This is a genomic window from Butyrivibrio fibrisolvens, assembly GCF_037113525.1.
GTDB classification, from domain to species: Bacteria; Bacillota; Clostridia; order Lachnospirales; family Lachnospiraceae; genus Butyrivibrio; species Butyrivibrio fibrisolvens.
Map to the genome: position 1 here is coordinate 3,045,010 of NZ_CP146963.1, position 13,515 is coordinate 3,058,524.

Consider the following 13,515-nt stretch of genomic DNA (forward strand, 5'->3'; position numbering starts at 1 on the left):
ATATTATAGCAAAAATAATTCAAAAAAATAGGACAAAAATTAATCTAATCATAAGATTAATTTTTGTCCTATAAATATTAATTATGCATTGTGGTACTTGCCATCAGAACCTTTGGTCTTAATAGCAACTCTTCCAAAGAAACGCTCCTGGCTTCTTTCAACTCTCATAGAGTCTTTCTTTCTGCCGGATCTGTCGCTCTTTCTAAAGCTCTTTGAATCCTTGTCAAAAGACTTAGCGCCTCTAGCATCTCTACCACTTCTTCCATCGCGGCTGTATCTTCCTGACTCTCTGCCGTCCTTGCCAAATCTTGAGCCCTTGCCATCACGGCCTGAACCTCTGGAATTTCTATCGCCACGACCATCACGTGAGTAGCTGCGACCGCCCTTTCCGTCTCTTGAGCCTCTTCCGAAGCCAGCTCTTGCGCCGTCACGAGAGCCTCTGCCTCTTCCGTCACGTCCGCCTCTTCTTCTCTCAGGAATCTTAAGGTCTTCAACGTCCTTACCCATCTTGAGTCTCATGAAGCCAGCTGCAAGCTGCTCTGCAGTGTATTCGCCCTCTTCAACCTTCTGAGCGATAAATGCTGTAACAGAATCAATATCGCCGTTCTCGATAACGTCGATAACTTCAGCGAATACCTTCTGTGACTTAGCCTTAGTGATATCCTTAGCAGAAGGGACCTTGCGCTCCTCGATCTTGGTGTGGCAGATCTTCTCGATATCACGGATTTTATATACTTCACGGCCTGAGCAAAGAGTGAATGACTTACCACTCTTACCTGCACGACCTGTACGTCCGATACGATGAACGTAGTACTCGATATCTTCAGGGATATCGAAGTTAAATACGCAGTCAACGCCGCTTACATCGATACCTCTTGCTGCAACGTCAGTAGCAATGAGGATGTTGATGCGGCCGTTTCTGAATATATTCATGACCATATCACGCTGGTTCTGTGAAAGGTCACCATGAAGTCCATCAGCCTGATAGCCTCTGTCTTTGAGCATGCTTGCAAGCTGATCAACCATTCTCTTAGTATTAGCGAAGATAAGAGATCTCTGAGGCTGATAATAATCGATAAGTCTTGTAAGAACCTCAAACTTCATCTCTCTAGGGATCACGAAATAAGACTGCTCGATAGACTTAACAGTGATCTCCTTAGGAGTCATGCGGATGTACTCAGCATCAGCCTTCTGGTACTGTCTTGTGATATCAAGGATAGGCTTAGGCATTGTAGCTGAGAAAAGAGCTGTCTGGCGATCTTCAGGCATTCCCTTAAGGACTGTCTCAATATCTTCTCTAAAGCCCATATCAAGCATCTCATCTGCTTCGTCAAGGACAAGAGTCTTAACAGCATCCATCTTCATTGTGTGACGTCTCATGTGGTCCATAACACGTCCAGGTGTTCCTACAACGATCTGAACGCCCTGAGACAGAGCCTTGATCTGACGCATGATATCCTGACCGCCATAAACAGCAAGAGTCTTGATACCGTGCATATATTTAGCAAAATCTCTAAGGTCATCAGCAGCCTGCATAGCAAGCTCTCTTGTAGGACAAAGAATTACTGCCTGAAGGCGCTTATCTTCAGGATTAACATTTGAAAGAACCGGAATACCGAAAGCAGCTGTCTTACCTGTACCAGTCTGAGCCTGGCCGATGATATCCTTACCCTTGAGCATTACAGGGATCGCTGCAGCCTGGATAGGAGACATATACTCAAATCCCATCTCTGATACCGCTCTGATGATCCTCTCATCAAGCTCTGACTCATCGTAACGAATGCGGTTATCTTCTTTATCCTCATTCTCATCAACTTCATCAGCTACTTCATTTACTTTTGAATCTAATACTTCTTCGATTTCTTCGTTTGAATTATTTTCTGTTCGGATTTCTTTGAATTCTATTTCTGTATCTTTAATATCTATTGCTTTATCTACCTTTTCTATCTTTTCTTCTTTTGCATGACTATCCTTGGAAAAAGATGAATCTGAAAGAATGTCATGATTTTTCTTCTTACCAAATACGCCTCTCTTCTTGCCTATCTGGCTGTAAACATTTTCCTCTCTGTGCTTGAATTTCTCGTCTCCAAGACCAAAAATCTCAAGATCTTCTAAAATATCGCTCATTCCTAAACCTTTCCGACACCTCATGTGCCATATGCGGTTTTGGACGCCCATCAAAAACAATTACAAAACAAAAACAGCAGGTAAATCATTTAAGACCTGCTGTTTCAAAAAAGTAATAAAGCTCAGTGCTTTCATTCTTTAAGCATCACTTAAACCACATATAAAAAATATTACTGCAGAAGACCCAGCATACCGTGTATTGCACGTTCTGCCGCCTGTCTGCGCACCTGTCTTCTGTCTCCGTCAAACAAGTGTCTTTCTGTTACTGCCATTCCATTTACATAGAATCCTATGTAAACACATCCAACCGGTGTATCTTCTGTTCCACCACCCGGTCCTGCGATACCTGTTACAGAAACAGCTACATCTGCTCCTGCATTCTTTGCACATCCACGCGCCATGGCCTCAGCGCACTGGGGACTTACCGCAGTATAGTTATCAAGAATATCCTGATCAACTCCAAGCATTTCGTGCTTGGCTTCATCACAATATGTAACAAAGCTTCTTTTAAAAACTTCTGATGATCCGGCAACATCTGTTATTGCCGCAGCTACCATGCCACCTGTACAGGACTCAGCGCATGATATTGTCATTTTCTTCTGCGCAAGAACACGCACAAGCATTTCATTCTCGTTCAAAGAGACGACCTCTCAATTATTATATACATATTCGTTAAAACGTCAAGCTTTTTTCGTTTTGCAGGATGTATTTCTATGTTCCGTTTACAGGATGTAAACTGACATGTTCAGAAGTACATGGATGTATTTCTATGTCCCGTTTACAGGATGTAAATCGGACATGTCCAGAAATGCATGGATGCATTTCTATGTCCCTTATAACTGTCCGTCCATAACGCTCCAGTTCTTAACCAGATAATCTGCAAGTGAGATGATTGTAAGAGCAACTGCGACAATAGTAATGATCCATGTCAGAACTCCATAGATCTGTCCGAACACTCCTGCATCGCTCCACGCATAATCTACATCGATGATCATCATGATAACCATGATCATCTGGAAAGTTGTCTTAAACTTGCCCCACATGCTGGCTGCAATTACTTTACCTTTTTCGGCAGCTACAAGTCTGAAACCGCTTATGATAAACTCTCTGGCTACAATTAAGATTACAATCCATGTCCAAATACGATCCATACCTACAAGGCAGATAAGAGCTGAGATTACAAGCATCTTATCAGCAAGGGGATCCATAAACTTACCAAAGTCAGTTACAAGATTGTATTTACGTGCGATCTTGCCATCAGCAAGATCTGTAAGGCTCGCTACAACAAAAAGCACAAGTGCGATCCACTTAAATCCTGTAAGCATTGCTGCTACAAAGAAAGGAATCATGATAACTCGAAGTAAAGTCAATTTGTTGGGTAAATTCATCTTGTCCTCTTTTCCGCCTTTAACTCTAATTGTCAAAGACAAATTTTATTCTTCGTCATCTATTTCGCCAATCAGATCATAGCCATCTGATCCCTTGATCCTTACATCTACGAACTTGCCACTCATAAGATCATAAGGAACATCTTCTATAAAGAGGAAACCATCTATATCAGGGCTGTCTTTATAGGTTCTGGCAACATATGTATACAGAGGTCTTCCAAGATCATCTGTATCCGGATCGTCATCACCTATTCTGCCTTCAATAATAGCTTTAAGTTTTCTTCCAACCATTTTCTTTGCGCCATCAAATGCAAACTCCTGCTGCATCTTCATAAGCTTTGTACGGCGCGTCTTCTTGGTTCTCTCAGGAACCTGATCTTCCATCGTAGCTGCGACAGTATCTTCTTCTGGTGAATAGGTAAATACACCAAGTCTGTCGAACTTAAGATCAGAGATCAGCTTCATTGTCTGATTATGGTCATCAGCATTTTCACCGGGGAACCCTGAAATAAGGGTTGTGCGAAGACAGATATCAGGGATCTCCTTGCGGAGCTTTTCTACTATTCTTCTGATATCTGCATTGTCAGTACGTCTTCCCATCTTCTTAAGGATGCGGTCGCTTCCTGACTGTATCGGAAGATCAAGATAATGACAGATCTTCTCTTCCTTCTTCATAACTTCAATGAGCTCATCTGTTATCTCTTCTGGATAACAGTACATTACACGGATCCACTCAAGCTCTTCGATCTTACAAAGCTCAGTAAGTAGTTCCGGTAGCATCTTGCGCCCATAAAGATCTACGCCATATACAGTAGTCTCCTGAGCTACGATGATAAGCTCTTTAATACCATTATCTGCAAGGTCCCTGGCTTCTTCTATAAGAACTTCCATAGGAACGCTTCTATAATGACCACGAACCTTAGGGATAATGCAGTATGTACAGTTCTTGTTACAGCCCTCAGCGATCTTAAGATAGCTGTAAGGTGTACCTGTTGAAAGGATTCTCTTGTGAGTTGTAGGCTTTCTGTCTATGCTTTCAAAATAGTTCTGAACCTGACCTTTAAGAACATTGTCCAGAGCTTCAACTATCTTGTCATAAGCAGTTGTACCAATAATCTCATCAACTTCAGGAATCTCTTTCTGAATCTCTTCTTTATAGCGCTGACCAAGACAGCCTGCTACTATAAGAGCTCTCATCTTACCACTTTTGCGGTACTCGGCAAGCTCTAAGATAGTATCAATACTTTCCTGCTTAGCATCATTAATAAAGCAGCAGGTGTTGACCACTGCTGCTTCTGCATCAAGCGCATCGTCTGTAAATTCATATCCGTGCTCGTTAAGAATACCGAGCATATACTCGGTTTCTACACGGTTTTTTTCGCATCCAAGCGAAACAAACAAAATTTTCATAGTTTAAAGAATGTATGACTTCTTGAATATAAATATCAGAAACGCGCATTTACTGCGTGTTTCGTAATTCGATGAATCGGTAGGCAATAGAGCCTTCGACGAAGTCGAACTCAATTGGCTCTATTGCTGCATTTTTGAATCTTTGATTCAAAAATGTATGCCTTATAATTACTCTTCTTCTGTCTCTTCTTCAGAAACTTCAACAGTCTCTTCAAGAGCAGCTGCTGCCTTCTGGCCTTCAACCTCAGAGTTCTTCTGAGCGATAAGTTCTGCCATAGCTTCCTTCTCTTCATCTGTAAGGATAGCAAGTTTGTCAGCGTAAAGTTCCTTAACAGCTATGCTAAGTGGCTTATCCTTAGGATTAGCCTCGATCATAACTTCGTCGCCTGCAACAAGCTGTCTTGCACGCTTAGCAGTAGCCATAACAATTGAATAACGGCTGCTGATTACTGGCTCTTCGCCTTCCTCTACTCCTTTATTAACGACGTTCATGAGATCTACATAAGACGGATGTATCATAATCGTTTTCCTTTCGTAAATACATTTAATACCTAATAATTAATTTTATACCATGCTGTCAAATTTTAACAGCAAAAACCAACATTTTCAACAAAAATATTCTTATAACTTTGTAAAATGTTAATTTAAAAAACTGACCCCATCGAGTTTTAAGCGAATTTCTGAACTTCGCTTCTTATCTTATCGATGAATTCCTGATTTCTTGAAGGCGTGTTGTGAGCACTGTCGATTACCTGATGCATCTTGTCTACACACTCTTCAAGATCGTCGTTAACAAGAATGTAATCGTACTCTTCGATTCCTTCTGACTCTTCAACAGCTCTCTTAAGGCGGCCTCTTATAACTTCATCAGACTCTGTTCCGCGTCCTCTGAGTCTCTTTTCAAGCTCCTCTGCTGACGGAGGCATTACAAAGAGAAGAAGTGCATCCGGGTACTGCTTTCTGATCTGTCTTGCACCCTGGATCTCGATCTCAAGGATTACGTCCTTGCCCTCTTCCATCTGCTTTTCTACAAAGCTTCTTGGAGTTCCATAATAATGTCCGCAATAGCCTGCGTGCTCTATAAGACCGTCCTCTTTGATGAGCTTTTCGAACTCATCATCTGTAATGAAGAAATACTCTCTTCCGTTCTCTTCACCAGGTCTGGGGTCTCTGGTCGTTGCAGAAACTGACAGTGCATAACCGTCATACTTCTTGACCAGCTCCTTCATAAGTGTACCTTTACCTGTGCCGGAAAAACCTGACACAACTACTAAAAATCCTTTACGCTTCATCTGTATCCTTACCTATACTTCCTGTTTGTATTCTTGATGCAATCGTCTCTGGCAAAAGAGCTGAAAGAACGACTGTATTGTTCTCCATAATAAGGACTGCCTTGGTCCTTCGTCCTGCACTGGCATCTATTATGCGTCCCTCGTCCTTTGCCTTCTGGACAAGTCGCTTAACTGGCGCCGCATCAGGAACTACTATGCTTACAACCTTGTCAACATTCACGATGTTGCCAAAACCAATGTGTGTGAACATTTATCACCTCATCCTCATGTATCCTTGAATCATCAATTCAAGATACAGTTACCAGACATATGACCTTTGTCTGTGGACTTTTACTAATTTCATGATTCTGCCATTTCCAGACAGAAACTTACATTTCAGTCTATTACTCAATATTCTGGATCTGCTCTCTGATCTTCTCTATTGTAGTCTTAAGCTCAATAGCCTTGTCAGATACCTGAATATCTGTAGATTTTGAAAGTGTTGTGTTAGCTTCGCGGTTCATCTCCTGAGCCAGGAAATCAAGCTTTCTTCCGATTCCGTTCTCATCGTCACCTTCTTCAAGGGCGCCGCGAACAGCTTCAATGTGACTTCTAAGTCTTACGAGCTCTTCATCAACACAGATCTTATCTGCATAAAGAGTTACTTCCATAGCAAGTCTGTTCTCATCAATCTGAGTATCTTCCAGAAGATCTGCGATCTTCTCGCGAAGACTAGCCTTGTACTCTTCGATGATCTGAGGAGATCTTTCTGTGATGAAATCAACATCTTTTTTCATGATATCAAGCTTCTTGTTAAGATCTTCCTTGAGGAACTCACCCTCACGAAGTCTTGCAGCAGCAAACTGCTCGCAGGCTTCATCAATAGCCTTCTTAAGAGGCTCCCAGAGAGTCTTCTCATCGATCTCCATAGCTTCCATAGTAAGGACATCAGGGAATCTTGCAAGAACAGAAAGTCTTACATCATTCTGAAGTCCGAAGTCTTCAGACATCTGCTTAAGGCAATCCATGTATTCAGCAGCAATATCGTGATTGTACTGAACTTTGGTATCTGCCTCTGTCAGATCTTCATAGTTGATAAAAACATCAACCTTACCCCTTTTCATGTATAGCTTTAATTCCTTACGGATATCTGCTTCAAGGGAATTGAACATCTTGGGCATCTTGATTCCAAGGTCCAGATATCTGTTATTTACTGATTTGAGTTCTACACTGATACGGCGGTTGTCGAAGTTCACTTCGCTTCGGCCGAATCCTGTCATACTGCTGACCATAAAAAGCCTCCGAATTTTAGATTTATTTAAACGACCAAACTCCCCAAAATAACTGGAGAGATTGAGTTAAGAACAAGTGCATATTACTTGATTTTATTGAGAAATATACAAAATTATTATAGGACGAATCTAAGATAAGCGTCAACAAAGCCTATGCAAATGCATAGGGCTTTATAAACGCCTTCCCAAAAGCATTCAATACAGCAAAAGCAAAACGCTTAATCAACCTGCGTCAGCGCAGAGATGTCCGGCTTAATAGCCATCGAATAATTCGTATAGTACACCACGAATCCTGGTTTTGCGCCGCCGGGCTTCTTGACGTTTTTGCGCTGGAGGTAGTCAATCTCAACTTTCTCCTGGTCCTTGGCTTTGGAATAAAAAGCTGCAAGTGCTGCTGCTTCTTCAAAGGCCTTATCTGGCACTTCCTTGCCGCCTGTCTGGAGGATTACGTGGGAACCGGGCATTCCTTTGGCGTGGAACCACCAGTCGCCGCCGTTGGCTACTTTGAAGGTGAGCTGGTCATTCTGGTAGTTGTTCTTGCCTACATATATATCAAAACCATCAGAACTTACATAATGAAGTGGTAAGCTCTTAGCCTGCATTCTTGATGACTTTTTCTTTTCACCTTTTCTATGGATATATCCTGCCTCTACGAGCTCGTCTCTTATTGGCACAAGGTCTTCCTCGCCCTGGGCTATGTCGAGGGCGTTCTGGATGGATTCAAGGTGGTCCTTCTCTGCTTCTACCTCTTTAGTGAGAGTCTCGAGATTCTCGGCTGTACGCTTAAGCTTGTTGTAACGCTCGAAGTACTTCTTGGCGTTCTGACTTGCTGTAAGGGTCGGATCAAGAGGGATAGTGAGGTCGTTGCCTGTGTTATAGTCGTTAACTGTTATGGACTTGGCAGAAGGCTCGGCGCTGTATCCGTATACATTAAGAAGTTCGCCGTATACGCGGTACTTGTCTCTCTTCTCAGTATCCTTGAGCTGCTGAAGCTGAAGATCGTATTTTCTTACGGTACGCTCAAGAGCTGTAGCAACGATATGTCTAAGGTCCGCAGACTTCTGGCGGATTCTTGTAAGGGCGTTCTTCTCGGCATAATAGTTTTCAAGAAGAGATGACATGTTGTCAAAATCCTTCAGGTGACACCCCGGCATCTTCTCATAAGTCATAAGATGGAATGGAGCATACTCCTTGGGAGAGTCGTTCTCATAGCAGATTGCCGGCTTGTACTCGCCTGACTTAATTCTTGTCATGAAGAGGTCGAATACGTTATAAAGCCTTTCCATCTGTCCCGCCGAAAGAGCTGAAGCAGGAAGTGATGAGTCAATGTCAGCTCTAAAACAGATCTCCTGTGCTATTGTTGATGCAAATCCTGTATACGAATTGTATATAGCTTTAAAAACAGGTCCTGCTTTTTCCAAAAGGGCGTGTTCGAATTCTTCTTTATTAGTTTCTTTAGGATTAAGCTTTTTTTGCTGATCAGGGATGAAATACTCTCTTCCGGGAAGTACCTCACGCACTGACGATACAGACGCGGGGACATGCTTAATAGAGTCGATGATGGTGTTATCCTCATCGACAAAGATGATGTTGGAGTACTTGCCCATGAGCTCGATGAGAAGAGTCTTGGTCTTCATATCGCCCATTTCATCCATGTGCTCTACATTGAACCTTACTATACGCTCCATTGAAGGCTGCTCGATCGATCTGATGCGGCCGTTGAGAAGATGTTTTCTTAAAACCATACAGAAGGTCGGAGCCTGCTGGGGACTTGGCTTATTATCATCAGACATGTAGACAAGAGGGAGGGACGCATCTGCAGAAAGGTACACTCTCACCTGTCCGCCGCCGCGTTCTACCTGAGGCTTAATGGTAAGAAGTATCTCGTCCTTCTCCGTCTGTGCAATTTTATAAATACGGCCATCAGTGCATCTGTCAGACAACTCCTGAGTTATGGCCGCTACTGTTATACCATCGAATGCCATTTAAGCTTTCCTTTCATACCTTGGAAAAAGAACTTTCAGATAAAAGAAATATTTTTTCCCAAGGAATTTTAAATCTCTATAAAAGAGGCAAGCCTTTTAGGGCCTGCCTCGAACCATTCGTTTGCAATTATGGCTGTACAAAACCAATCTTCTTGTAAACCTTGCGAAGTGTCTTGTTGGCAACGTATGAAGCCTTAGAAGCACCTTCTCTGTATACGGATTCAAGATAAGTCTTGTCAGCAAGAATTCTCTTGGTCTCATCCTGAATAGGTCTAAGTGCGTCGATTACAACTTCACCAACTGCAGGCTTGAATACGCCGTATCCCTGACCTTCGAACTCCTTCTCGATCTCTGCAAAGCTCTTGCCTGTAAAGGTTGAGTAGATGTTCATAAGGTTAGCTACGCCAGGCTTATTCTCCTTATCATAACGAACGCAGTTCTCTCTGTCTGAGTCTGTTACTGCGCGCTTGAACTTTCTTGCGATAACATCAGGCTCATCCATAAGGAATACACATCCGTCAGGAACTGATTTACTCATCTTGTCTTCAGGAGTAGAAAGTCCGTAGATCCTTGCACCTGTCTTAGCGATAAGAGGTTCAGGAATCTTGAATACATCGCCGTAGATGTTGTTGAATCTTGTAGCGATGTCACGTGTTATCTCAACGTGCTGCTTCTGATCTTCTCCAACAGGTACGAAATCAGGCTGATACAGAAGGATATCTGCTGCCATAAGTGATGGATATGCAAAAAGACCTGCGTTGATGTTGTCCTTGTGCTTAGCTGATTTGTCCTTGAACTGAGTCATACGAGAGAGCTCGCCGAACATTGTGTAGCACTGAAGAACCCAGCCAAGCTGTGAATGCTGCGGAACATGTGACTGAATGAAAAGAGTATTCTTCTCAGGATCAAGACCGCATGCGATATACTGTGCAAGCTGGTTGATAGTTCTTTTTCTAAGAGCTGCAGGCTCCTGTCTTACTGTGATAGTGTGAAGGTCAGCCATGAAGTAGTAGCAATCGTACTCATCTTCTCTAACCTTCCAGTTCTTGATCGCACCAAGATAATTGCCAAGGTGAAGATCTCCACTTGGCTGAATTCCGGAAAGAAGTACCTTCTTCTTTTCCTGTGTTGTATCTATATTTTTATTCTCTTCCATTTTAAAATCCTCGTCTTTTCTTTTTATTTGAGCAAAAAAACTAGCGGCTCCTGCTCTACAGTGCCTTAATGATCAGTCAAAAGCGACGCCATCGAAGAACAAGACGAAGGTTCTTGTTAATAACCATGCTATTCATAAAATCTGAGATTCCTTAGATTGTGACTTTCTTAGTAGTATATCATCTGATGCCTTATTTTTTAAGTCCCATTTTAAATTTTTGCCATTTTGTTATCAAAACAGATCAAGCGAACTGTCCAGATATATTTCTTCTCTAACCTTAAGCTGATATTCAGGCTTAGTCATGTAGTATAGGATAAACTCAAGAAGTATTGCACTGCCAAGGCTACGACCTTCAATTTTATAGTTTGAAAAGCCGGCAGGCATATATACTTTTTGAATAGAATCTATACCAATAAAAGCAGGGTTCTTCATTGCATCCGAGAATCTGTAACCTCTATCAGAAGTTGGTGATACGCAGACATGATCTTCGCAGTCCATGCCAAGAGCTTTCATGCTGACATTCTTATAGCAGTTCTTCCTGTCATAACAATCGAACCAGCAACATTCATTACAAAGGAATTCCACCTTTTCTTTCTGCTTATCAGAAAGCGACTTTAATCTATCCAGCTCTTTGTTAAGTCTGAAATCAGGAACAACATATTTGAATTCACTACGATCAATCTCTTTTACCAATTCATCAAAATCAGTGATAACCTTAGTTGTAGACGACACAAAATAAAATCCCGGATAATTCTTTGCAATATGATCAAGAAGAAGGTCCAAATGTATGATTACCCCATTCTGAACTTCTCCACCATCTTCAAACATAGAACACAAAGCATTACATCTTTTATCCGAAAGGTGTTTTTCTTCCAACATGGAATTACTGAATGTCAGGCGTGACGATATGCCATATTCTTGCATAAGAGCTACTACATCTTCAGCTCTGGCGTCACCAAATCCAACTCTACCGCCGCCCCATATGCAGTCAGCAGGTGCGCCGTAGATTGAGCCTATATCGCACCAGTTGTAGAAGTATTCTCTATGCTCCTTGAACAGAGGCAAGAATGCTTTATAGAATTCATAAAATTCAAACAGGCCCGGAAGATGGTAAAAAGCAGTTATCTTCTCTTCCGAGTCTGCACAATTTTTATCATTCATTAATTATCCTATTATTCCCTATCTTTTTATAAGAGCTTCACGCTCTTCAATACGCCAATAACCTTAGTTCCCTTAGGAAGACTCCTAAGCACTTCCTCCGTAATAGTTCCGCTCTTAACAAGAACTGCCGCATATGTCAGCGCGCCTATTCCTATTGCAAAAGCAGTCGCAACAAGGTTCACAAGATAGTTAACCTCAGACATTCCGCCAAAAGGAAGTGTAAGAACAAAATAAACAACAAATGCCGCGATGCCCATCACTACTGCCGCTACGAAAGGCATGATGTAGATCGCTTTAGTGTCAAGGTTAAGACCAAGTCTTTTTCTACAGGAAATATCATTAAGTACAAAAAGGATAAATGCGTATATAACTCTGGTGATCACAAGACTCATGTTATCAAGTGGTGTTGCAACCAGAATCAAAACAAGTATAGCTGTCTGAGCCACAAGTGCTATAGTTGCGTTTATAACAGGCACCATGAGCTTACCGGTTCCCTGAAGCACAGAGTTAGTAATGGTTGACTGTGAATAAAAGATTACAGTCAGCGCCAGGCCTGCAAGAAGAAAAGCCGCCTGGTTAAGTGATCCTCTTTGCGGGAAAAGAATCATCGTAACAGGTCTTGCAAGTGCGATAAGTCCTATAGCTGACGGAATTGCAACAAGCATAGATACGCGGATAACTTTAGTTGCTATCGCCTTTGATTCCTCTTTTTCTCCCTTGATGAACTTGGCTGAGATGCTTGGGATCATGGCAGATGCCATAGCTGATGCCATAGCGATCGGGATCGTTGTAATAGTAAGGGCTTTACCTGCATATATTCCGTACAAGGATGCAGTATCAGATTCCTCAAGTCCTCTGACACCCATCATGAAGGCATAAAAGATCTTCTGATTAATGTTAGGTGTGATGTTATAAAGAACTGTACTAAACAGAAACGGCATAACAACAAGGACAATCTGACGGATTATAGTATAGGTATCCTCTACCTCTCCATTATCGCTAGCGACCTTTTTTCTCACACTGTTTCTATTTACATAGTATACAAAGATCATGAATACAAGCGCTGTAAGTACGCCCGCACCGGTACCAAGAGCACTTCCTGCCGCGCCGTAGATCGCAGGATTAACGCTCGGATCCGTAGCCATCTTAGAAATTGCAATATTAGTAAGAACAAACGCAGCCAGAATACTTACAACAGCATTGATGACCTGCTCAGCGATCTGAGATATAGATGTTGGCACCATCGTCCTGTGCGCCTGGAAATATCCGCGCAGAACTCCAAGAGGTCCATACAAAAGAACTGTAGGTCCGAACACCCTAAGAACATACGCGCCGCCCTCTCCTACAAGGAATCTGGCGCATACCATAAGAAGCACTCCGCAAAAAGTACCTGAAACACCTACAAATATAAGCGCACACTGAAAAAGCTTCTGCGCACTCTTGTACTGTCCCAGCGCAAACTTCTGAGACATAACCTTGGAAATAGCTGAAGGGATACTGTATGACGCTATCATAAGGGCAGTAATATACCAGTTGTATGCAGCATTATAATATCCGTTACCCTCATCTCCTATAATAGAAGTAAGAGGACTCTTATACAAAAGACCTATAATTCTAACAATGATACCCGCCGCAGCCAGTATTCCTGCCTGTTTTAAAATTCCGTTACTACTCTTTTCTCCCATGGTGAAACAATCTTCTTTCTATATAACTAAAGTCTCTTCC

Annotated in this window: 12 protein-coding genes; all 12 read right to left on the reverse strand. The window is 42.2% G+C overall.

What is annotated here, in order from left to right; genetic code table 11:
* Window positions 1–81 precede the first annotated feature (81 nt).
* Window positions 82–2,127 (reverse strand): DEAD/DEAH box helicase, encoded by a 2,046-nt coding sequence (locus WAA20_RS12660; protein ID WP_081373722.1) that lies wholly within the window; start codon window positions 2,125–2,127, stop codon window positions 82–84.
* 170 nt (window positions 2,128–2,297) lie between these two features.
* Window positions 2,298–2,765, reverse strand: coding sequence for a CinA family protein (locus WAA20_RS12665; protein ID WP_242951151.1), 468 nt, complete (start codon window positions 2,763–2,765; stop codon window positions 2,298–2,300).
* 195 nt (window positions 2,766–2,960) lie between these two features.
* Window positions 2,961–3,515, reverse strand: a complete 555-nt coding sequence (gene pgsA / locus WAA20_RS12670) for a CDP-diacylglycerol--glycerol-3-phosphate 3-phosphatidyltransferase (protein ID WP_073386389.1) — start codon at window positions 3,513–3,515, stop codon at window positions 2,961–2,963.
* A 45-nt stretch (window positions 3,516–3,560) separates the two neighbouring features.
* Complete coding sequence (gene rimO / locus WAA20_RS12675; protein WP_073386387.1) at window positions 3,561–4,925, reverse strand: 30S ribosomal protein S12 methylthiotransferase RimO; 1,365 nt, start codon at window positions 4,923–4,925, stop codon at window positions 3,561–3,563.
* A gap of 168 nt (window positions 4,926–5,093) precedes the next feature.
* On the reverse strand, window positions 5,094–5,444 hold the full coding sequence (gene rpoZ / locus WAA20_RS12680; RefSeq protein ID WP_073386385.1) for a DNA-directed RNA polymerase subunit omega: 351 nt from the start codon (window positions 5,442–5,444) through the stop codon (window positions 5,094–5,096).
* Between the two features lie 149 nt (window positions 5,445–5,593).
* Entirely contained in the window at window positions 5,594–6,217 is a 624-nt protein-coding gene (gmk, locus tag WAA20_RS12685; protein WP_073386383.1) for a guanylate kinase, read from the reverse strand.
* Window positions 6,207–6,467 carry a DUF370 domain-containing protein gene (locus WAA20_RS12690; RefSeq protein ID WP_073386382.1) on the reverse strand — a complete coding sequence of 87 codons (261 nt, stop codon included), beginning with the start codon at window positions 6,465–6,467 and terminating at the stop codon, window positions 6,207–6,209. Before WAA20_RS12690 ends, gmk begins: the two co-directional genes overlap by 11 nt.
* A gap of 133 nt (window positions 6,468–6,600) precedes the next feature.
* The gene (locus WAA20_RS12695) at window positions 6,601–7,488 is read right to left on the reverse strand and encodes a YicC/YloC family endoribonuclease (RefSeq protein WP_073386380.1); all 888 of its coding nucleotides are present in this window, start codon (window positions 7,486–7,488) and stop codon (window positions 6,601–6,603) included.
* 218 nt (window positions 7,489–7,706) lie between these two features.
* The gene (locus WAA20_RS12700) at window positions 7,707–9,473 is read right to left on the reverse strand and encodes an NFACT RNA binding domain-containing protein (RefSeq protein WP_073386379.1); all 1,767 of its coding nucleotides are present in this window, start codon (window positions 9,471–9,473) and stop codon (window positions 7,707–7,709) included.
* Window positions 9,474–9,600: 127 nt separating this feature from the next.
* Window positions 9,601–10,629, reverse strand: a complete 1,029-nt coding sequence (gene trpS / locus WAA20_RS12705) for a tryptophan--tRNA ligase (RefSeq protein WP_073386377.1) — start codon at window positions 10,627–10,629, stop codon at window positions 9,601–9,603.
* Window positions 10,630–10,860: 231 nt separating this feature from the next.
* Window positions 10,861–11,790 (reverse strand): hypothetical protein, encoded by a 930-nt coding sequence (locus WAA20_RS12710; protein ID WP_073386376.1) that lies wholly within the window; start codon window positions 11,788–11,790, stop codon window positions 10,861–10,863.
* Between the two features lie 26 nt (window positions 11,791–11,816).
* Complete coding sequence (locus WAA20_RS12715; protein WP_073386374.1) at window positions 11,817–13,475, reverse strand: polysaccharide biosynthesis protein; 1,659 nt, start codon at window positions 13,473–13,475, stop codon at window positions 11,817–11,819.
* Window positions 13,476–13,515 lie beyond the last annotated feature (40 nt).

Coding starts and splice junctions, on each gene's coding strand:
- gmk (WP_073386383.1), bottom strand. CDS start 6,217: ATGAAGCGTAAAGGATTTTTAGTAGTTGTGTCAGGTTTTTCCGGCACA.
- rimO (WP_073386387.1), bottom strand. CDS start 4,925: ATGAAAATTTTGTTTGTTTCGCTTGGATGCGAAAAAAACCGTGTAGAA.
- WAA20_RS12715 (WP_073386374.1), bottom strand. CDS start 13,475: ATGGGAGAAAAGAGTAGTAACGGAATTTTAAAACAGGCAGGAATACTG.
- trpS (WP_073386377.1), bottom strand. CDS start 10,629: ATGGAAGAGAATAAAAATATAGATACAACACAGGAAAAGAAGAAGGTA.
- WAA20_RS12695 (WP_073386380.1), bottom strand. CDS start 7,488: ATGGTCAGCAGTATGACAGGATTCGGCCGAAGCGAAGTGAACTTCGAC.
- WAA20_RS12690 (WP_073386382.1), bottom strand. CDS start 6,467: ATGTTCACACACATTGGTTTTGGCAACATCGTGAATGTTGACAAGGTT.
- rpoZ (WP_073386385.1), bottom strand. CDS start 5,444: ATGATACATCCGTCTTATGTAGATCTCATGAACGTCGTTAATAAAGGA.
- WAA20_RS12710 (WP_073386376.1), bottom strand. CDS start 11,790: ATGAATGATAAAAATTGTGCAGACTCGGAAGAGAAGATAACTGCTTTT.
- pgsA (WP_073386389.1), bottom strand. CDS start 3,515: ATGAATTTACCCAACAAATTGACTTTACTTCGAGTTATCATGATTCCT.
- WAA20_RS12660 (WP_081373722.1), bottom strand. CDS start 2,127: ATGAGCGATATTTTAGAAGATCTTGAGATTTTTGGTCTTGGAGACGAG.
- WAA20_RS12700 (WP_073386379.1), bottom strand. CDS start 9,473: ATGGCATTCGATGGTATAACAGTAGCGGCCATAACTCAGGAGTTGTCT.